The organism is Streptomonospora nanhaiensis, assembly GCF_013410565.1.
Classification (GTDB): Bacteria; Actinomycetota; Actinomycetes; order Streptosporangiales; family Streptosporangiaceae; genus Streptomonospora; species Streptomonospora nanhaiensis.
In genome coordinates this window covers 2111254-2131342 of record NZ_JACCFO010000001.1, presented here as the reverse complement: position 1 = coordinate 2131342, position 20089 = coordinate 2111254, and the positions used below count along the sequence as shown (strand labels likewise).

At 75.8% G+C, this 20089-nt stretch carries 15 protein-coding genes; 10 read left to right on the top strand and 5 right to left on the bottom strand.

Annotated features, from left to right (window positions below; genetic code table 11):
* Nucleotides 1–52: 52 nt before the first annotated feature.
* The 3 genes from HNR12_RS09115 to HNR12_RS09105 all read right to left on the bottom strand — a co-directional run bounded on the left by HNR12_RS09115 (nt 53) and on the right by HNR12_RS09105 (nt 4623).
* The gene (locus tag HNR12_RS09115) at nt 53–727 is read right to left on the bottom strand and encodes a hypothetical protein (protein ID WP_308118638.1); all 675 of its coding nucleotides are present in this window, start codon (nt 725–727) and stop codon (nt 53–55) included.
* A 144-nt stretch (nt 728–871) separates the two neighbouring features.
* Nucleotides 872–2671: a substrate-binding and VWA domain-containing protein gene (locus tag HNR12_RS09110; protein WP_179767077.1), complete on the bottom strand. Its 1800-nt coding sequence runs from the start codon at nt 2669–2671 to the stop codon at nt 872–874.
* A gap of 257 nt (nt 2672–2928) precedes the next feature.
* Nucleotides 2929–4623: a substrate-binding and VWA domain-containing protein gene (locus tag HNR12_RS09105; protein WP_179767076.1), complete on the bottom strand. Its 1695-nt coding sequence runs from the start codon at nt 4621–4623 to the stop codon at nt 2929–2931.
* Between the two features lie 333 nt (nt 4624–4956).
* On the opposite strand from HNR12_RS09105, the gene HNR12_RS09100 reads away from it, so the two are divergent.
* From HNR12_RS09100 to HNR12_RS09080, 5 genes are all read left to right on the top strand, one after another.
* The gene (locus tag HNR12_RS09100) at nt 4957–5484 is read left to right on the top strand and encodes a hypothetical protein (protein WP_179767075.1); all 528 of its coding nucleotides are present in this window, start codon (nt 4957–4959) and stop codon (nt 5482–5484) included.
* 67 nt (nt 5485–5551) lie between these two features.
* Entirely contained in the window at nt 5552–6367 is an 816-nt protein-coding gene (locus tag HNR12_RS09095; protein ID WP_179767074.1) for a TrmH family RNA methyltransferase, read from the top strand.
* Between the two features lie 86 nt (nt 6368–6453).
* Complete coding sequence (locus tag HNR12_RS09090; RefSeq protein ID WP_179767073.1) at nt 6454–7371, top strand: 2-hydroxyacid dehydrogenase; 918 nt, start codon at nt 6454–6456, stop codon at nt 7369–7371.
* Between the two features lie 487 nt (nt 7372–7858).
* On the top strand, nt 7859–9559 hold the full coding sequence (locus HNR12_RS09085; RefSeq protein ID WP_179767072.1) for a bifunctional 3'-5' exonuclease/DNA polymerase: 1701 nt from the start codon (nt 7859–7861) through the stop codon (nt 9557–9559).
* A gap of 190 nt (nt 9560–9749) precedes the next feature.
* Entirely contained in the window at nt 9750–10928 is a 1179-nt protein-coding gene (locus HNR12_RS09080) for a C40 family peptidase (protein WP_179767071.1), read from the top strand.
* Nucleotides 10929–11314: 386 nt separating this feature from the next.
* Here the strand turns inward: HNR12_RS09080 and HNR12_RS09075 are convergent, their stop codons facing one another.
* Entirely contained in the window at nt 11315–12061 is a 747-nt protein-coding gene (locus tag HNR12_RS09075; protein WP_179767070.1) for an IclR family transcriptional regulator, read from the bottom strand.
* A gap of 241 nt (nt 12062–12302) precedes the next feature.
* Here HNR12_RS09075 and HNR12_RS09070 point away from each other — a divergent pair, with 241 nt between their 5' ends.
* From HNR12_RS09070 to fahA, 5 genes are all read left to right on the top strand, one after another.
* Nucleotides 12303–13262 carry an MBL fold metallo-hydrolase gene (locus HNR12_RS09070; protein WP_179767069.1) on the top strand — a complete coding sequence of 320 codons (960 nt, stop codon included), beginning with the start codon at nt 12303–12305 and terminating at the stop codon, nt 13260–13262.
* Nucleotides 13263–13300: 38 nt separating this feature from the next.
* On the top strand, nt 13301–15025 hold the full coding sequence (locus tag HNR12_RS09065; RefSeq protein WP_179767068.1) for an FAD-dependent monooxygenase: 1725 nt from the start codon (nt 13301–13303) through the stop codon (nt 15023–15025).
* Between the two features lie 117 nt (nt 15026–15142).
* Nucleotides 15143–16312 carry a homogentisate 1,2-dioxygenase gene (locus HNR12_RS09060; protein ID WP_179767067.1) on the top strand — a complete coding sequence of 390 codons (1170 nt, stop codon included), beginning with the start codon at nt 15143–15145 and terminating at the stop codon, nt 16310–16312.
* 122 nt (nt 16313–16434) lie between these two features.
* The gene (locus tag HNR12_RS09055; protein ID WP_179767066.1) at nt 16435–17280 is read left to right on the top strand and encodes a hypothetical protein; all 846 of its coding nucleotides are present in this window, start codon (nt 16435–16437) and stop codon (nt 17278–17280) included.
* Nucleotides 17281–17316: 36 nt separating this feature from the next.
* Nucleotides 17317–18513, top strand: coding sequence for a fumarylacetoacetase (gene fahA, locus HNR12_RS09050; protein ID WP_179767065.1), 1197 nt, complete (start codon nt 17317–17319; stop codon nt 18511–18513).
* Between the two features lie 43 nt (nt 18514–18556).
* On the opposite strand, the gene HNR12_RS09045 is transcribed toward fahA, so the two are convergent.
* Nucleotides 18557–19918: a hypothetical protein gene (locus tag HNR12_RS09045; RefSeq protein WP_179767064.1), complete on the bottom strand. Its 1362-nt coding sequence runs from the start codon at nt 19916–19918 to the stop codon at nt 18557–18559.
* Nucleotides 19919–20089 lie beyond the last annotated feature (171 nt).

Sequence of the window (20089 nt, the reverse complement as noted above, 5' to 3'; positions counted from 1 at the left end):
CTAAGGGGTGCGCGGACCGGCGCAGACCGCCCTCCCGGGCCCTCACCGCCCCTCAGCCGCGGGCCGCCCCCACGTAGGGCCGGGCGCCCGCGCCGGGCCGATCGGCGGGCGCCGGGACGGGACGCGGCGGAGGTACCGCCGGGCCGGGCGCCGGCGGGCGGCGGTCCGGGTCCAGCAGCCGCTGCGGCGCGATCGCGCCGGGGCCGGCGGCGGTGGCGCCGGGCACCTGGGAGTGCCCGAAGTGGCCGCCGCGCGCCCACAGCCGCTCGCTCTGGCAGTCCTCGGGCAGTCCGGGGCGTGCCGGCGGGGTGCCCGCCGGCCAGCGTCTGGGCACCCGCCAGGAGTCCAGCCAGCGCAGGATGGGCTCCAGGCCGCGCAGCGGGCTGTCGGTGAAAGGCGCCAGCGTGTGGCCGATGACCTGGATGACCAGGCACACCCGCCCCTCGCAGGCGCGGTCGGTGCCGTCGGGGTTGAGCTGGCCCGCGGCCGCCGCGGTCGCGGGCAGCAACTGCGCGGTCTCCCCGGTGAGGGGGTTCCACACCAGGTGGGCGCTGCGTCCGTCGGCGACGAGGCGCTGGGCCACCGCCCGCGCCGAGAGCGCGGCGGGGTCGGACTCGGTCGTCGTCCACACGGCGCGGGGCGCGCCGCCCTGGAGCTGTCCTCCTCTCGCGTTCGAGCAGCAGACCCGTTTGGCCCCCGGCATCCACGCGTCGACCACAGCAGCCACCTCTCACCGCTCCCTCGCGTACCAACCCCCTTTGAGTACGTGAAGTCGTCCGCTAAGTCCAGGCTTGGGCGGATCTGGGCACCCGGAGGACAGGATGAACTAACCCCGCCGGAGGACGGTGCGGAACAGCTCCGCCACGCGGAGCTACCCGCCGTCTCCGGCGGCGTCCTCCCCGGGGGTGGGCTCCAGGCGCTGGGAGAACGCCTGGAGGAAGATGTCGCCGATCTCGGTGGGGTCCTCGGTGGTGTAGGCCGCCCCGCCGGTGACCTCGGCGATGCGCTCCAGCGGCTCGGGGTCGATGTCGGGCCCGAAGGCGATCGTGAAGACGGGGATGGGCCGCACCGTCGACGACTCCTCCTCCAGCGTGGTCAGCAGCTCCTCCAGGCTGATGCTGTCGGGGTCGTCGTTGTTGCCGTCGGTCAGCATGAGGATGGAGTTGACCCGGTCGGGCTTGTAGGTGCGCGACATCTGCCGGTAGGCGGCGAGGTAGGTGTCGTAGAGCCCGGTGTCGCCGTCGGGCACCGGCTGGAGCCCGGCCAGCGTGGTCTCCAGCGCGTCCTTCTGCGTGCCGCCGTCGACCTCGGCGGTCAGCTCGCGCACCGGCAGCAGCTCCTCGTAGTCCAGGTCGTTGTTGATGCCCACGGAGAACCGCCACAGCCCGTGCTCGGCGTCCTCGGGGAACAGGTTGAGCCCCTCCACGGCCGCCGTCGTGGTGACCTGCATGCGGTTCATCCCGGTGCCGGGGACCTCCTCCAGCATCGAGCCCGACACGTCCACGACCGTCAGCAGCCGCGAGTCGAGCTTGAGCCGGTTCCACGCCTGGGTGAGGCGCTGCACGTTCTGCGTGGAGGGCACCGGCAGGTCCTCGGGCATCTGCCGCTGGAAGCCCTCGGCCGGGTCCAGGACCTCGGGGTCGGCGGTGCCCCCGGGGGTGCGGAACCCGTGCGCGGTGATGACCTCCTGGGCGGCGTCGCGGGTGAGCCGTTCGCGGAACAGGTCGGCCGCGCGCGAGACGACCGGGTCGGTGCTGCGGTCGATGTAGGGGTAGTCGAGGGCGTAGGTGCCGCCGGCGGGGTAGCCCACGCGGGCGGGCGAGCGCTCGTGCTCGGAGTTGTAGCGCCAGGCCGCCTGCTCGGAGATCACCAGGAGGCGGCCGGACTCTCCCTCCTCGGTGAGGACGCCGAAGGCCGACTCCTCGTCGGGGGCCACCCCCCGCTGCAGCGCCTGGAGGGCGGCCACCAGTCGCGGGCCGTTCTCCTCCTGCTCCTCCTGGCCGACGGCGCCGGCCACGAGCGCGAGCGTGGCCAGCCCGGCCGAGCTGCGCACCGGGTCGACGAGGCGGACGTCGGTGCCGGTGTCGCCGGCGGTGGGCGCCGAGGTGGGCACCAGGGAGTCCCAGGAGGGCGCCTCCTCCTCCCCGTCCTCGCCGTCCTCGGCGGGCCGGGCCAGGACCAGCGGCGAGGAGGCCACGGACGTGCCGGTGTCGGTGAACACCGCGTCGCCGCCGTCCTCCTTGACCAGGTTGGACCACAGCGAGGAGTCGGGGATCCAGACGTCGGAGCCGGTGTCGCCCATGGCCGGGCCCGACCCGGTGATGCCGTAGGTCATGTTGGCCGACTCCGCGCCGCGCACCTCCACCGCCACGCAGCGGCCGTCGACGCCGGGGTTGTCGGCGTTGAAGCCGGCGGCGATCTCGCGCAGCGCGGGCGCGATCTCGGGGCTGGCCGCGACGTCGAGGGCCACGTCCTCGCCGCCGCAGGAGCCGCGGCCCTGCAGGACGTACCAGCCGGTGACGCCCAGGCCGACCACGACGGCGAGGGCGGCGGCCAGCGCCGTGACGGCCCGGCCGCGCCGCCGGCGCCGCCGGGACGAGCGGCGGTCGCCCCGGCCGCGGGGGGCCGGCCGGGCCGGTTCGTCTTCGGGGGTTCCGCGATGGCGTCCCAAGATCGTTCCTCACGGGGTCTGGAGCAGGGGAGGGGGATGTGTGGAGAAAGGTACTTAAGTCCGGAATCGGGTTAAAGACGGGTTAAAAGTCGGGGGTCGCCGCCGAGGCCGGCGGATGATCTTGCTCACGGTGCGCGACGGGCGGGCCGCCAGGGCTTTCGCGAAACCGCACGCCCGGCCCCGGCCGCCCGCCGCGCCCGCCACGGCGCGTGACACTGTTATCCGATCGTGACCGGCCGCGGGTGCCGCGGCGGGCCCTACTCGCAGTCGGGGACGCACAGCCGGCGCGAGATCGAGCTGAGGAAGATGTCGCCGATCTCGCCGGGGTCGTCGGCGACTGAGAGCGTGCCGCTGGTGGCCGCCGCGATCTCCGCCAGTTCGGCCCGCTCGGGCTGGTCGCCGAAGGCGATGATGAAGAGCGTCACCGGGCGCTCGGGGTCGAACCGGTCCTGCAGTTCGGCCACCAGTTCGCCGTGGGAGATCTCGCTGGAGCCGTCGTCCCGCCCGGCGGTGAGCACGATGACGCTGTTGATGTGGTCCTCCTCATAGGAGCCGTCCACGGTCTCGTAGGCCGCCAGGATGTTGTCGTAGAGCCGCGAACCGCCGCCCTCCACGCCGATGTCCTCGGCGATCGCCTGCAGCTCCTCGCGCCGGGTGGTGCCGCTGCCGGCGTCGGAGCTGCCCAGCTCCGCCAGCCCCTCGGCCTCCTCCCGGCCCGTCTCGCCGAACTCGTCGGAGAGCAGCCACAGCCCCATGTCGGTGTCGTCGGGGAACAGCGTCAGGCCCAGCAGCGCGGCCTGGCGGGTGACCTCCAGCCGGCTGGGGCCGCCGGGGGCGATGTCGGCCCGCATGTGCGCCGAGACGTCGGCCAGCACCAGCGCCCGCGAGGGCATCGACAGCCGGTTCCAGTCCTCCACCGCCGACAGCAGCGCGTCGCCGGTCAGGTCGTCGTGGGTGCGCGGCCGCGCGGGGTCCAGCCCGGCCAGGCCGGCCAGCCGGTCCGGCGCCGCGCCGTCGGGGTCGCGGAAGCCCATGTCGCGCAGCCGCTCCCGGTAGCCCTCGCCGCTGAGCACGTCGAACAGGTCGTCGGCCGCCTCGCGCACGACCGGGTCGTCCCCGGCCGTGACGAAGGGGTAGTCGAGGCTGACCGTGCCCTCCCGGGGGTACAGCGCCTCCAGCGGGGTCTTGGGGCCGTCGGCGTTGTAGGCGGCCACGGCCTGTTCGGGCACCACCGCCACCGGCGCGGCGCCGGACGGCGCCGGGTACACCCCGGCGAGGTCGATCTCGCCGAAGGCGGTGTCGGGCTGGGCGTCGCGCACGAAGTCGGTCATGGCGGTGTCGGCCGCGTCGCCGGTGCCCAGGATGCCGCGCACGGCGTGCATGGCCGCCATGCCCGGCACACCCCGGTTGGGGTCCACCATCACCAGGGGGCTGCCCTCGGGCCGCTCCCCCGGCAGCAGTGCCTCCCAGCTCGCGGCCACGCCGTCCGTGCCCCGCGGCACCGCCACCACCACCGGCGAGGAGGCCAGCGAGCGCGGCTCGGTCTCGATCGTGCGCGCCCCCGACTCCGAGACCCGGGCCAGCTCCACCCACGCCGAGGACTCCGGCACCCACACGTCGGGCACGACGCCGGAGCCGCCCGCGCCGCCGCCCGACAGCTCGGTCATGACGCGGTGCGGCGGGACCTCCGCCGCCTGGGCGAACACGCACGTGCCGGAGTACTCGTGGCCGGCGTCGTTGAACTCGTCGGCCGCCGACTGGAGCACCGGCGCGATGCCCAGCGCGCCCGCCACCCGCAGGTAGCGGGTCTCGCCGCAGCCGGCCAGCCGCACGGCATAGGGGATCGCCACGCTGAGCACGGCGATCAGCGCGACCGCGACCGCGGTGAATCCGAGCGGGGAGGCCAGCGCGGCGCGGGCGCGCGAGGGCTGGCGGTGTCGGCCGTTGGGCACGTTCTCTCCGAGGGCAGGTGCGCGACGGGGGGTCGGGCGACGACCTTACTCGCTGGTAACGAAAGAGAGAAGGGCCACATCCCGCCGCGCAGCGAACCGCGGACCGATGGTGACCACTCACACCGGACATGGCTAGTATGCGTACTCGGCTTCGACCGGTATCTTGCGATACGCGCATTCGCGCGGCCGGACCCTCCCGGTGCGCCGCGGCGCCGGGACGCCGACTCCCCGGCGAGCCAGGTGCGATGGGCGCAATCACGGGAATCAGGAGCGATGCGGGAGCTTTCCCCGTTGCTCCGATGCGCAACCGAACGACTTCCTAGAGTGGCGGCCATGTCCCAGCGAAACCCCCGCCGCGGACTGCTCGGTTCGATTGGAACCGCGGTCCTCGGTTCGCTCTGCCTCGGTGGAGCGCTCGCCTACGGCGTCGCCGTGGGCGGGTCGATGACGGCTCCCGAACCCCCGGCGGCGGCCGACTCCGAGGCCGACCGCGTCAGCGACCTCAGCACGCTGTCCGAGGCGCCGGTGGGCGACCTGCGCATCCAGGTGGTCGACGAGGGCCACGCCTACGTGCAGAACCTGGAGTGCACCGGCGACCCCGACACCGACCCCGGCGCCTGCGCCGAGATCGCGCGCGTGGCCGCCGAGTGGGCCGAGGACGACGACCAGGCCTCGGCCGACAACCCCTTCGCCGAGGTCGCCCGCGGCTCGGTCTGCACCGAGCGCGAGTACGGCCCCCAGGAGGCCGTCATCACCGGCACCTGGCAGGGCGAGGAGGTCAGCACCGAGTTGAACCGCGCCAACTCCTGCGAGGAGGCGCGCTGGCAGCGGCTGCGCGCCGTCACCGCCCCGCTGGACTGACCCCCGGGGCCCCGCCCCGCCGCCCGGCGTCCCGGGCGGCGCCGCCACCGGCCGATAATCGGTGGCCATGGACGTCATCGAGGTGCCCGACCCCGCCGACCCCCGGCTGGCCGACTACGTGCGGCTGCGCGACACCAACCTGCGCCGCAGCATCGAGGCCGAGCACGGCCTGTTCATGGCCGAGGGCGACAAGGTCATCCGCCGGGCCCTGACCGCCGGGTTCGCGCCCCGCTCGCTGCTGCTGACCCGGCGCCGCCTCGACGCCCTGGCCGACCTCGCGGCGGCCGTGGACGCCCCCGTCTACGTGGTCGACCAGGCGGTCGCCGAATCCCTCACCGGGTTCGACGTGCACCGCGGAGCCCTCGCGGCCTTCCACCGCCGCCCCCTGCCCGAGCCCGGCGCCGTGCTGGAGCGCGCCCGCCGCGTCGTCGTCCTGGAGGACGTGCTCGACCACACCAACGTCGGCGCCATCTTCCGCAGCGCCGCCGGACTGGGCGTGGACGCCGCCCTGCTGGCGCCCCGCTGCGCCGACCCCCTCTACCGGCGCGCCATCAAGGTCTCCATGGGCGCCGTGTTCACCCTGCCCTACAGCCGCCTGACCGACTGGTACGGCGGCCTGGGCCTGCTGCGCGAGCGGGGCTTCCACCTCATGGCCCTCACGCCCGCAGCCGACGCGGTGCCGCTGCCCGCCGCCCTGGCCGCCGCGGCCGGCCGCCCCGCGGCACTGCTGCTGGGCAGCGAGGGCGACGGCCTGTCCTCGCGCTGGCTGGCCCAGGCCGACACGCCCGTGCGCATCCCCATGGCCGGCCGCGACGTGGACTCCCTCAACGTCACCGCGGCCGCCGCCATCGCCTGCTACGAGCTGACCCGCCCGGCCGCCTGACCACCGCGTCCCCGCCCGCCGCCCCCTCCGGGCGGCTTCGCTAGGGTGCCCAGCAGCAGAGGACGACTGGGATCGGGGGAGCGGGCATGGCCGACCGCGTGCTGGTGCCGTGGGTGGAGAACCGGGAGAACGCGCCGGAGGGCGTGGTGTGCGACGTCTACGACGGCACCGGGGAGCCCGGCGTCGACCTCGCCGAGGTGGCCTTCTACGTGGTGCCCTACGGCCGCGGCCCCCGCCTCGACCTGATCGCGCGCATGCCCAACCTGCGGGCCGTGCAGCTGCTGACCGCCGGTTACGAGACCGCCCTGGCCGTGCTGCCCGACGGCGTCGAACTGGCCAACGGGCGCGGCCTGCACGACGCCAGCACCGCCGAGCACGCGCTCGCGCTCATCCTGGCCGCCCAGCGTGAGCTCCCCCGCTGGTCGCTGGACCAGACCGCGCACCGCTGGGAGCCGCACTACACCCGCTCGCTGGCCGACTGCCGGGTGCTCATCGTGGGCTACGGCAGCATCGGCGCCGCGCTGGAGCGGCGGCTGGTGCCCAACGAGTGCGAGGTCGTGCGCCTGGCCCGCCGCGCCCGCCCCGACGAGGGCGTGCACGGCATCGAGGACCTGCACGCGCTGCTGCCCGAGGCCGACGTCGTGGTGCTGACCGCGCCGCACACCCCCCAGACCGAGGGGCTCATCGGCGCGGCCGAGCTGGCCCTGATGGCCGACGACGCCCTCGTCGTCAACGTCGGGCGCGGCCCGCTGCTGGACACCGCCGCCCTGCTGGCCGAGAAGGGCCGGGTGCGCGCCGCCCTGGACGTCACCGACCCCGAGCCGCTGCCCGCCGACCACCCGCTGTGGGAGGCGCCCAACGTCTACATCACCCCGCACGTGGGCGGCGGCGCCGCCGCGTTCTACCCGCGCGCCCGCCGCTTCGTCGACGAGCAGCTGCGCCGCTGGGCCGCCGGGGAGCCGCTGGCCAACGTGGTGCGGCCGGGGGCCGCGGGGCGGGGGTAGGTGCGCCGAAGGGCAGGTGGTGCGGGGGTAAGTGTGGCGGGGGAGGCGTGGCGGGGCGCGGGGTTGGGCGTGCGGTCATCGGTCCCCGGAGTGGATGCGTGGGGTGGCCACGGGGCGCCGAGGTGGAGCGTGAGCCGATGCGTGCGGCCAGCGGTCCCCGAGGCGGATGGCCGGGTGGCGCCGGGGCGCCGAGGCGAGGAGCGGGCTCCGGCCCGCGATCACGGGTCCGCGGGCTGGTGGTTGCGGGCGCGACGGGCGCCCGACTCTTCGGGCGACGATATGTGGCTCTGGGGTAATAACGAGGAACCGTGACCGTATCTCGTGGCGGAAGGGGCCGTATGATCGCCCACCCAGGCCGTCCGCCGTCGCCGCCGTCTCCATGCGGCCGGGTTCGGGCGAGGTATGGCGCGCGGGCCGGCCCGGTGCCCGCCCGACACGGTACGGGTAGTGTGCGGAAATGTCGTCTCCGTGCTTCAGACTTGCCGGTATGCGTATTGCGGCGGTGCCAGGGGCCGAGGGCGGCGGCCGTCTGCGCGAGCTGGACACCGCCGGCGGCCGGGGCGCGCTGTGGCGGGTCGACGACCTCGCCGGAGCCGTGGCCGACCTGGAGTACCGGGGCGAACACGAGCCCGGCGCCGATCCCGTGCGCTGGATCTGGGCCGACACCGAGCAGATCTACCCGGCGCTGGTCAAGCGCGGCGTGCGGGTCGCCCGCTGCCACGACACCGCCCTGGTGGAGTCCCTGCTGCTGGGCTACCACGGCCGCTTCGGCGAGGCCCGCTCGCTGGGCGCCGCCTGGGCGCGGCTGCACGGCCGCACCGTGCCGCCCGACCTCGCCCCCGGCCACGCCGCGGGCCCCGCACCCCAGCCCGCCCTCTTCGAGCCCGACCGCTCCACCCTGCCGCCGGGCACCGACCGGCTCGACGCGCTCATCGAGGTCCACGCCGACCAGCAGCGCCGCATCGCCGAGGTCGAGCACCCCGACCGCTTCGCGCTGCTGGCGGCGGTGGAGTCTGCCGGGGCCCTGGCCGCCGCCGAGATGGCGCACGCCGGAGTGCCCTGGCGCGCCGACATCCACGACGCCGTCCTCACCGAGCAGCTGGGCCCGCGCCCGCCGGCGGGGGCCCGCCCGCCCGTCCTGGCCGACCTCGCCGAGCGGATCTCCGCCGCGTTCGGCCGCACCGTCAACCCCGACTCCCCGGGCCAGGTCACCCGCGCCTTCGCGGCCGCGGGCCACCCGGTGCCCTCCACCCGCTCCTGGGTGCTGCGCCGGGTCGACCACCCCGTGGTCCCACTGCTGCTGCGCTACAAGGAGCTGGCGCGGCTGCACTCGGCCCACGGCTGGCAGTGGCTGGACACCTGGGTCTCCGGCGGGCGGTTCCGCACCGACTACGTGGTGGGCGGCGTCGTCTCGGGCCGCTGGGCCACCCGGGGCGGCGGCGCCCTGCAGATCCCCAAGGTCGTCCGGCGCGCGGTGGTGGCCGACCCCGACTGGACGCTGGTGTGCGCCGACGCCGGGCAGCTCGAACCCCGCATCCTGGCGGCGGTCTCGGGCGACACCGGGCTGGCCGCCGCGGCCGGCAGCCACGACCTCTACGCCCGCCTGGCGGGCTCCTTCGGCGGCGACCGCCAGCGCGCCAAGATCGCCCTGCTGGCCGCCATGTACGGCCAGACCAGCGGCGACGCCGCGCAGCTGCTCCCGGTGATGCGCCGCGCCTACCCCCGCGCGCTCGACTACGTCGACTCCGCCGCCGCTGCGGGCGAACAGGGCCGCCTGGTCCGCTCGTGGCTGGGCCGCACCTGTCCGCCGCCGCTGCGCACCGGAACCGACGACGACCCCGGCGACGGCGACGGCGCCCAGGGCCGCGACCGCCCCGACCGCGCCGCCCGCGACCGCGGCCGCTTCACCCGCAACTTCGTCATCCAGGCCACCGCCGCCGAGTGGGCCCTGGTCCTGATGGCGGCGGTGCGGCGCGACCTCGCCGGCCTCGACACCGCCCGCGGCACCCCGCAGATCGTCTTCTTCCAGCACGACGAACTCGTCCTGCACGTGCCGCGCGCGCTGGCCGACGACGCCGTGACCATCGTGCGCGGCGCCGCCGACGAGGCCGGCGCCCGGATGTTCGGCCACACCCCGGTGCGGTTCCCCCTCGACGTCGCCGTGGTCGACTGCTACGCCGACGCATGATCCCCCGGCCCCGCGGCGTTTCGCGTTCGTTTCCCGATTTGTGCCGCGCTGACCTCGGCCGGAACGGCACCGGGACGCGCGTTCACGTTTCGGTCGCTTGAAATCACCGGCACACCCCCATCATGCTTGTGCTGGTTTGGCGGCCCGGCGCGCACAGCGCCGGCGGGACGGCAGGAGAGCGGGGTCGACGGTGGGTCGTCGGTGGAGATCGTGCGCGGGTACGACGGCGGCGTTCGCGGTGGCCTTCACCGCCTTCGGTGCGGCGCCCGCCTGGGCCGACCCCCGGCCCAACGTCCAGGAGCGGCCCCCTGTGGACGCCCCCGCCGACTCCGCGGCGTTCGCGGCGCCCGCCACCGGCGCCGACCCCTCCCCGCCGGTGGGCGACACCGGTGACCTGCGGCGCGACGTCGAGGTCGCCGACCTCGCCAAGCCGCGTTCGCGCGAGTACTTCGCGGTGCTGCCCGACACCGTGCCCCAGCGCCGCGTCGAGGAGGTCGAGCGGCTTCCGGGCGTCGAGGCGGTCGAGGTGGTCGACGCCGCGCGCGTCGACCTCGACGGCGAGAGCACCGCCGTGCTCGGCGTGAACCCGTCCCGCTTCCGCAACTACGCGCCCGAGCCCTCCGCCGTCTCCGACGACATCTGGCAGGGCATCGCCGAGGGCCGCGTGGCGCTCTCCGACGAGGCCGGCAAGCAGCGCCGCCTCGACGTCGGCAGCGAGGTCACCCTGTCGGGCGCCAACGGCGAGATCACCCGCGAGGTGTGGACCCACGCCACCTCCGGCGTCGCCGGGATCGACGCCCTGGTCTCGCGCGGCCTGGCCCGCGAACTGGGCATGCCGCGCGGCAACGCCCTCATCGTCTCGGCGCCCGGCGCCGACCTGTGGGAGCTGGAGGACCGGCTCGGCGAGGTCCTGGGCGACGACGCGTCGCTGCAGCTGCTGGCCGAGGACCCCGAGCCCCGCCCGGCCGGCGCCCCCGGCGAACCGCTGCCCTCCGACACCCTGGAGACCGCGATCGCCGCGGCCCAAACCCGGATCGGCGTGCCCTACGTGTGGGGCGGGGAGTCCATGGCCGAGGGCGGCTATGACTGCTCCGGACTGGTGCAGTGGGCGTTCGCGCAGGCCGGCGTGGCCCTGCCGCGGGTCACCCACGACCAGTGGTTCGCCGGCGAGCAGATCGACTACGCCGACGCCCGCCGGGGCGACCTCATCTTCTGGCGCACCGACCCCACCGCACCGGAGTACATCTCCCACGTGGCCATCTACCTGGGCGAGGGCCGCATGCTGGAGGCTCCGCGCACCGGGCTGGACGTCCGCGTCACCGAGGTGCGCACGGCCAACATGGCCGGTGTCGTGCGGGTGCACGCCTAGCACACCCCGGCCCTGCCCCCCGCGCACCGCCCCGCCGTCCGGCGCGGGCGGCGCGCGGCGTGCCGGCGCGGGGCAGCGGTTCAGGGCGTCAGGCACCGGAGGACGACGAAGGGGCGGCGCCGCGCCGGCACCGCCCCTTCGGCTCCTGTCGAACGAGTCCAGCCGGGAGGGGGAGGCTGCACTCCACAGGAGGGGAAGCAGGGCAAGTCACTGAGGGAGGGGGAGCCAGCGAAACCAGCCCTGCTTGTGGCATATGTCGGGCGCCGCACACGGCGGCGTCCGTTGACTTCTGGATCAAGGTAAGCAGCGCTTACCCGATTTGGCAAGGCCCGTGGCGGCTCCTGTCCGGCTCGCAAACATGATGAAAACCGGCACTCCGCCATTCTTTATGGCAAATCAGCCGCGATTTCCTTTGCCGCCGCGCGGACCCGCTCGGCCAGCGCGGCCCGGTCGGTGTCGTCGTCGCCGTGCGCGCCCTCCACGTAGATGACCGCCACCGCCGCCACCCCCTGCCGCGAGGACGGCGCCGCGACCGGGGCCGCCACCGACGACATCCCCGCCAGCACCTCGTCGCGGGAGTAGGCCCACCCCCGCGCGCGGGCCTCGGCGACCTCCGGGCGCTCGCCGGGGCGCGGCGGCCCGGCGGCCAGCAGCGCGATCCCCGGCGCCCCCCGGTCCAGCGGGTGGCGCACCCCCGGCGCGTAGGCCACGTGGGCGGGCGCCAGCCGCGGCTCGACGCTGGTGAGCGTGATCGCCTCGGCGCCGCTGGGCACCACCAGGAAGGCGGTCATGGCGGCGTCGTCGGCCAGCGCCGACAGCACCGGCAGCGCCGCCGACTGGAGGTCGTGGGACACCCCGCGCGCCAGCACCGGAAGCCCCAGGCCCAGTTCGTAGGCGCCATCGGGGGTGCGGGCCACCAGCCGGTGGTCCTCCAGGGTGCGCAGGATCCGGTAGATGATCGAGCGGTGGACCGCCAGGCCCCGCGCGAGTTCGGCGATGCTCATCGGCCGGCCCGCGCGGTGCAGCAGCTCCAGCGCGCGGATGCCGCGGTCCAGGGTCTGGGAGCGGGTGCCCGCCGCCGCGCCGGACCGGGCCGGGGGGCCGCCGGCCGGGGCGGTGGTGTCCTCGGTCATCGCCGTCCTCCTCGCCGCTCGCCGACCGCGCCGCCGCGCCGACCGGACAACCGCCCCGCGGGCGGGCCGCGGGCGAAGCAGGTGATCTGTGCCCAATGGTCGCACAGCGCCCGCGCCGGCATGCTCCCGCGCGGTCCGCGGCGGCATCCGCCGCCGCCCTCTGGAAAGTGCTGTGGATCACATCTAGGATCACTCTATAAGCGATCGCCCGATTCGATAATCGACGCCGGGAGTGCTCCCCATGGGCAAGCCGTTCGCCAGCTCCGCCGACCTCGACGCCAAGCCGCAGACCCTGGAGGTGCTCGCCGACGGCGTGTACGCCCTCACCGCCGAGGGCGACCCCAACGTCGGCGCGATCGAGGGCGAGGACTTCCTCGTCTGCTTCGAGGCGCTCGCCACCCCCGCCGCCGCCCGCTCCTGGCTGGCCCTGCTGCGCGAGCACACCGACAAGCCCGTGCGCTACCTGGTGCTGTCCCACTACCACGCCGTGCGCGTCCTGGGCGCCAGCGCCTTCGGCGCCGACGTCGTGGTGGCCCACGAGAACACCCGGGCGCTGGTCGCCGAGCGCGGCCAGGCCGACTGGGACAGCGAGTACGCCCGCATGCCCCGCCTCTTCGCCGACCCCGCCTCCATCCCCGGGCTGACCTGGCCCACGCTCACCTTCACCGACCGCCTCACCATCGACCTCGGCGGCGACCGCGGCGACCTCGTCCTGCAGTACTGCGGGCGCGGCCACACCGAGGGCGACATCGTCGCCTGGCTGCCCCAGCGGCGCGTGCTGTTCGCCGGCGACCTCGTCGAGGCCGAGGCCGCCCTCTACACCGGCGACGCCTTCCACCACGACTGGGCCACCACCACCCTGGACCGCGTCGCCGCCTTCGGCGCCGAGGCCCTGGTGGGCGGCCGGGGCGCGGTGGCCCGGGGCCGCGCCGCCTGCGACGCCGCAGTCGCCCAGACCCGGGGGTTCCTCGACACCCTGCGCGCCGAGGTCGGCGCCGTCCACCGGCGCGGCGGCACCCGCAAGAAGGCCTTCGCCGCCGCCCGCGCGGCACTGGCCCCCGACTACGGCCACTGGCCGATCTTCGAGCACTGCCTGCCCTTCGACGTCGCGCGGCTGTGGGAGGAGTACGAGGGCGTGGAGCGCCCCACCGTCTGGACCGCCGAGCGCGACCGGCGGGTGTGGGCCGAACTCCAGGACTGACCCCCCGACCGCCGCCGGCCGTCCATCCGGGAGGAACCATGCGAGCCGTGCCGCCCCCCGCGCCCGCCGCCGACGACCGCGGCGCGCGCACCGACCCCGTGCTCGTCGCCGGCGGCGGCCCCGTCGGCCTGTGCGCCGCGCTCGCGCTGGCCCGGTCCGGGGTGCCCTCGGTGGTGCTGGAGGCCGGCCCCGACCCCCGCACCGACCCCGCCCGCGCGGCCGGGTCCAAGGCCATCTGCTTCCAGCGCGACGTCCTGGACGTGTTCGACCGGCTCGGCGCGGCCGGGCCGCTGCTGGCCGAGGGCACCACCTGGACCACCGCCCGCACCTACTACCGGGGCCGCGAGGTCCGCACCGTCACCTTCCCCGACACCCCCGGCACCCCGGGCCGGCTGCCGCCCTGGATCAACATCTCCCAGGCCCGCGTGGAGCGGGAGCTGCTGCGCGCCGCCCTGCGCAGCCCGCTCGTCCGGCTGGTCCACGGCCACCGGGTGGCCGGGCTGCGCCAGGACGCCGGCGGCGTCGTCGCCGCCACCGAGAGCGCCGACGGCCCGGCCGAGTGGCGCGGCAGCCACCTGGTGGCCGCCGACGGCCCGCGCAGCACCGTGCGCCACCTGCTGGGGATCGGGTTCCCCGGGCACTCCTTCGCCGACCGGTTCCTCATCTGCGACATCCGCGCCGACCTGCCCTTCCCCAACGAGCGCCGGTTCTACTTCGACCCCGACTGGAACCCCGGCCGCCAGGTGCTGGTGCACCAGTGCCCCGACTCCACCTGGCGCATCGACTGGCAGGTGCCCGAGGACTACGACGCCGAGGCCGAACGCGCCTCGGGCGAGCTGGACCGGCGCATCCGCAAGGTCGTGGGCGACCGCCCCTACACCGTCGTGTGGTCCTCGGTGTACCGCTTCCACCAGCGCTGCGCCGACCGGCTGCGCGCCGGCCGGGTGCTGCTGGCCGGCGACGCCGCCCACCTCTACGCCCCCTTCGGCGCGCGCGGCCTCAACAGCGGCGTGCACGACGCCGAGAACCTGGCCTGGAAGGTGGCGGCGGCCCGCCGCGTCGAGGCGGCCGACCGCGGGGCCGCCGAGGTGCTGCTGGAGAGCTACCACGCCGAGCGCTGGGCCGCGGCCCAGGAGAACCTGCGCGTCACCGGCGCCACCATGCGCTTCCTGGTGCCCCACGGCGAGGCCGAGCGGCGGCTGCGCCGCGAGACCCTGGAGCGCGCGCTGACCGATCCCCGGGCACGCGAGCGAATCGACTCCGGCAAGCTGGCCGAACCGTTCTGGTACACCGGGTCGCCGCTGACCACCCCCCGGCCCGGCGCCGAGCCCGTACCCGGCGAGCCGGGGCGGGCGCGCCCGCCCGTGCCCGGCGTCATCTGCCCCGACGCGGGCTGCCGCGCGCCCGGCACCGGCGAGCCCACCCGGCTGCGGCGGCTGCTGGGCCCGGGGTTCACCGTGCTGGTGCCCGACACCGCGGCGGTCGGCCCGGTCACCGCCGCCACCGCCGGGCTGCCCGCGCCGGTGGCCGTGCTGGCCCTCAGCGACCTCGACACCCCCGACGGCGCCGTGGCCGCGGCGCTGCGCTGCGCGGGCACCGCCCACGTCGTGCGGCCCGACGCCCACCTGTGCGCCGTGGTGCCGGCCGGCGACGGCGCGGCCGTGCGTGCCGCGATCCGCCGCGCCTGCGGCGCCGGGCCCGAGGCGGCCGCGGGCACCCCGGGCGCGGAGCGGGCGCACCGCCCGGCCGGCCCCGAACGCTGACAGCCTCCGGCCGGAGGCCGGAACCCACCCACGACGGGCGGACGGCCACCGCCGCCCGGCACCAACACGCACAGGCGGGCGCGGGCCGGGCCCGCACCCGCCGAGGAAGGAGCCGGCATGCCCCACTACCGCGCGGTCGGGGAGCTGCCCCGCAAGCGGCACATCGTCTTCCGCCGCCCCGACGGCGGCATCTACGCCGAGGAGCTGATGGGCGAGGAGGGGTTCTCCTCGGACTCCTCCCTGCTCTACCACCGCAACCTGCCCACCGCGATCGTGAAGTCCGAGCCGCTGCCCGACCCCCGCGCCGCGGAGCCGGCCGAGCCCAACCTGCCGCTGGCCCCGCGCCACTTCCGCACCGGCGACCTGCCCGCCGGCGGCGACCTGGTCGCCGGCCGCCGGCTGCTCGCCGGAAACGGCGACGTGCGGCTGAGCTTCGCCGCCGTGGACCGGCCCAGCGAGCTGTACCGCAACTCCGTCGGCGACGAGACCGTCTACGTGCAATCGGGGTCCATCCGGCTGGAGTCCAGCTACGGCGCCATCGACGCCGGCGCGGGCGACTACGTGTGCGTGCCCACCGGCACCATCCACCGCTGGGTGCCCCGGGGACCGGTCACCGCCCTGGTCATCGAGGCGTCCGGGCACATCCGCCCGCCGCGCCGCTACCTCTCCCAGTACGGGCAGTTCCTGGAGCACGCCCCCTACTGCGAGCGCGACCTGCGGGCCCCCGCCGAGCCGCTGCTGGCCGAGGGCGGCGAGGCCGACGCCCCCACACCGGTCGTCGTGCGCACCCGGGGCGGACTGACCCGCATGACGTTCGCCCACCACCCCTTCGACGTGGTCGGCTGGGACGGCTGCCTCTACCCCTACGCCCTCAACATCGCCGACTTCGAGCCCATCGTGAAGAAGACGCACGCGCCCCCGCCGGTGCACCAGACCTTCGAGGGGCCGGGGTTCGTGGTGTGCTCCTTCTGCCCGCGCCCGCTGGACTTCCACCCCGAGGCCGTGCCGATCCCCTACAACCACCACAACGTGGACAGCGACGAGTTCATGTACTACGTCGGCGGGGACTACGCGGCGCGCAAGGGGTCGGGGATCGGCATCGGCTCGGTGTCGCTGCACCCGGCGGGGTTCACCCACGGCCCCCAGCCCGGCGCGGTCGAGGCCGCCCTGGGCGCCAAGCGCACCAGTGAGACCGCCGTCATGGTCGACACCTTCCGCCCCCTGGACCTCGGCCCGGCCGCGCGCGCCTGCGAGGACCCCGGCTACGCCTGGACCTGGGCGCGCTGAGCCGCCGCGCGGCGCGCCCGAAAAGGGGAGGCGGCGGGCGGAACGGGCACACCGGTTGTGCAGACTGGGTGCGCCGGGCGCCGCGGCGCACCCGGCCACGGCGGAGACGGGGGTGGTGCGCGGTGGCGGACACCGGGGCGCAGGTCCTGCTGCGCGGGCTCATCGACGACGCGGGCCTGTTCCCGCCCACCGCCCTGCCCATGGTGCAGGCCGTCGAGCGGCACCGATCCGACCGCATCGTCTCCCACCCCATGCTCTCCCACCGCCTGGTGTGCCCGGCCAGCCGGTGGGGCGAGCTGGTGGCCCGCCTCGACGGCGACCAGCGCGTCGACGTCGGCCTGGTGCTGGACACCGACGCCGGGGCGGCGGGCACCCTGCCCGACTCCGACCCCCGCGTGCGCGTGGCCCGCTACGAGACCCGCGCCCGACCCGACGACCTGCGCCTGGTGGCCGACCTGTTCCGCAGCGGCGACATCGGCGGTGCGGGCCGCGTGGTCTACTTCGAGCTCGACCGCGACCCCGGCTGGCTGGACGCCGTCGACATCCTCAGCGGCGCCCGGCCGCTGGGCGCCAAACTGCGCTGCGGCGGCACCCGCCCCGACCACTTCCCCAGCGCGCGGGAGGCCGGGGCGTTCATCACGGCCTGCGTGGAGCGCGACGTCCCCTTCATCGCGACGGCCGGGCTGCACCGCGGGGTGGGCCGCGCCGACCCCGCCACCGGCGCCGCGCACTACGGCTACCTCAACCTGCTGCTGGCCACCGCCGCGGTGGTCCAGGGCCGCCACGACGCCGTGGTCCCCGCCCTCACCAGCACCGACGCCCGCGGGCTGGCGTGCGCGGCGGCCGGACTGGACCCCGCCACCGCCGCCCGCACCCGCGAGCTGCTGGTGGGCTACGCCTCGTGCAGCACCGGCGACCCGGTGCGCGACGCCGCCGCGCTTGGCCTGCTGGGCTCCTGGGAAGTGTGAGTGCACGACCCCGCAGCGAACCCTTCGAGGAGGAACGTGACGACGACATGGGTGCCCGGCGCCGACGACTCCGGTTACGGGGCCGACAACCTCCCCTACGGCGTGTTCGCCCGGCCCGGCTCGCCGCCGCGCGTGGGCGTGCGCGTCGGCGACCACGTGCTCGACCTCGCCGGCGCGCTGGGCGGCGCCGAGTTCGCGGCGCCCTCGCTCAATCCCTTCCTGGCGCGCGGGTCGTCGGCCTGGCGCGCCACCCGCGCCAAGATCAGCGGGATGCTGACCTCGGCGGACTCCCGCCCGGCGGTCGAGCCGCACCTGGTGCCGCTGGCCGAGGTCGAGCTGCGGCGGCCCTTCGAGGTCGCCGACTACGTCGACTTCTACGCCTCCCTGGAGCACGCCGCCAACGTCGGGCAGATCCTGCGGCCCGGTGAGGAGCCGGTTCACCCCAACTGGCGGCACCTGCCCGTGGGCTACCACGGGCGCGCGGGCACGGTGGTGGTGTCGGGCACGGGCGTGGTGCGGCCCCGGGGCCAGCGGCAGCCGGCCGACGGCGGCGGGCCGCAGTACGGCCCCAGCACCCGGGTGGACGCCGAGGCCGAGCTGGGCTTCGTGGTGGGCACCTCCACCTCGCTGGGGCGCGCGGTGCCCGTGGGCGACCTCGCCGAGCACGTCTTCGGCGTGGTGCTGGTCAACGACTGGAGCGCCCGCGACATCCAGGCGTGGGAGTACGTGCCGCTGGGCCCGTTCCTGGGGAAGTCCTTCGCCACGTCGATCTCGCCGTGGGTGGTGCCCCTGGACGCGCTGGGCGCGGCCCGGTTCGCCGGGCGCGAGCAGTGGCCCGAGCCGCTGCCCCACCTGGCGCGGGTGGCCGACTGGGGGCTGGACATCGAGATGGCCCTGGCGGTCAACGGGCACGTGGTGTCGCGGCCGCCCTATGCCGCGATGTACTGGACGCCCGACCAGATGCTGGCCCACCTCACCAGCAACGGCGCGTCCCTGCGCACCGGCGACCTCTACGCATCGGGCACGGTCTCGGGCGCGGAGCCCGGACGGCAGGGCTGCCTGCTGGAGCTGAGCTGGGGCGGCACCCGGCCGGTGCGGCTGCCCGGCGGGGGCGAGCGGACCTTCCTGGAGGACGGCGACACCGTCACCCTCACCGCCACGGCCCGCGGCATGAACGGCGGCACGATCCGGCTGGGCGAGGTGTCGGGCACGCTGCGCCCGGCCGAAGGCTGAGGCCGCGGTGCCGGGCGGCGGCCGCACCGCCCGGCACCCGCGGTCACTCCCGTGCCGACGTGCCCGGCAGCGCCAGGCCGAGCGTGTCCACCAGCGACGCCACGAGGCCGGTGTCGCGGCCGGACTCCTCAGCGGGTGCCCCGGTCTGGTCGGCGGCGGGCTCGGGCGCGGCCGAGACCTCGACGCCGGCCTCGGCCAGCCGCTCCTCGACCTCGGAGATGACCTGGCTGATCTGCCAGGTCTCGATCTGGAAGCGCGTGGCGCACTCCTCGGACTTCTCGGTGCGGGTCTGGGCGTCGGCCGCCTGCCACAGCCGCAGCACCGCGCCGTCGTCGACGGCGGCGTCGGCGGGCCGCACCGGGGAGCCCTGCGGCAGCAGCTCCTCGGTCAGGCAGGTGCGCACGTCCAGGACGGAGACCGAGGGCACGTCCTGCGGCTCGGCCGCCGGGGACCCGCCGTCGGCCGCGGTGCCGGTCGGAGCATCGGCCGGGGTGTCGGCCTGGGCCGGCTCCTGCGGGTCCTGCGCCGCCTGTTCGCCGCCGTCGGAGGCCGACGCGGCGGCGGGCTCGGGCCGGTCGGGCCGCTGCTCCGCGTCGGGCCGCGGGGCGTCCTGCCGGCCGTCCGCCTGCGCCTCCGGGGCGTCCTGGCCGGGCTGCTCGTCCTTGCCGGGCCGGTCCGGTCCGGCGGGCCCGGCGGGCTCGGCGGGCGGGGTGGGTTCGGCCGGTTTGGCGGGCTCCTGCGGCTCCCCGGGCAGGGCCGCGGGCTCCTGCTCGGCCGCGTCGTCCTGCTCGGCGGTCCCGTTCTCGGCAGCGCCGTCCTGCTCCGGGGAGTCCTCCTGGGCCGGCTGGTCCGGCCGCGGGGATTCCCAGGGGTTGGGGCGGGGCCGCACGCCCTCGGCGAAGTCGAACAGTTCGTCCTCGTCCCAGCGGTCCGGCTGGAGGTAGGCGGCCACCGCGACACCGGGTTCGGGCACCCAGAACACGTCTCCGGTCTTCGGGGAGGCGTAGGCGTCGGTGCCGTTGACCTCGGCGCGCTGCAGCGCGGAGTCCTCCAGGTGGTCGTAGCGCGTGGCGCGCACCTCGTCCAGGTCGGCGAGGTCGTCGCCGCGCAGCACGCTGACCCGGCCGTAGATCGCGTCGAGGCCCTGCACCCAAGCGATCTCGGAGCGGCGGTCGCCGTTGAGGCCGACCGTGGACTTGGCGTGGATTCCGTGGTTTTCGAGGCCGGGCGGCAGGTACCCGATCTCGAACCCGTCGAGTGAGTAGGTGGAGACGCTCTGCCGGACCATGGGCCACGGCAGGGGCCGTTCGTCCGCGCTCGCGGCGCCCCCGCCGGCCGTGAGGCCGGCGGCGGACACGGCGGCGGCACCGGCGAGCGCGATCCACCTCTTGTGGTGCTTGCGCATGCTTGGACTCCTCAGTTGACTACCAAGCGTGAACGGTGACTACGCGGCGTGCATGTCACCACTCATCAAAAATCGCACATCCCGTAACCATTTGCTCACAGCGTGTGGTTCGTGTCGTGTGAACGTTCTTCAGTGCGCACCCGGCCCTGGGGGGAGTTTCTGGGCACTGCA

Coding starts and splice junctions, on each gene's coding strand:
- HNR12_RS09085 (WP_179767072.1), top strand. CDS start 7,859: ATGCGTATTGCGGCGGTGCCAGGGGCCGAGGGCGGCGGCCGTCTGCGC.
- HNR12_RS09100 (WP_179767075.1), top strand. CDS start 4,957: ATGTCCCAGCGAAACCCCCGCCGCGGACTGCTCGGTTCGATTGGAACC.
- HNR12_RS09090 (WP_179767073.1), top strand. CDS start 6,454: ATGGCCGACCGCGTGCTGGTGCCGTGGGTGGAGAACCGGGAGAACGCG.
- HNR12_RS09095 (WP_179767074.1), top strand. CDS start 5,552: ATGGACGTCATCGAGGTGCCCGACCCCGCCGACCCCCGGCTGGCCGAC.
- HNR12_RS09075 (WP_179767070.1), bottom strand. CDS start 12,061: ATGACCGAGGACACCACCGCCCCGGCCGGCGGCCCCCCGGCCCGGTCC.
- HNR12_RS09070 (WP_179767069.1), top strand. CDS start 12,303: ATGGGCAAGCCGTTCGCCAGCTCCGCCGACCTCGACGCCAAGCCGCAG.
- HNR12_RS09045 (WP_179767064.1), bottom strand. CDS start 19,918: ATGCGCAAGCACCACAAGAGGTGGATCGCGCTCGCCGGTGCCGCCGCC.
- HNR12_RS09060 (WP_179767067.1), top strand. CDS start 15,143: ATGCCCCACTACCGCGCGGTCGGGGAGCTGCCCCGCAAGCGGCACATC.
- HNR12_RS09065 (WP_179767068.1), top strand. CDS start 13,301: ATGCGAGCCGTGCCGCCCCCCGCGCCCGCCGCCGACGACCGCGGCGCG.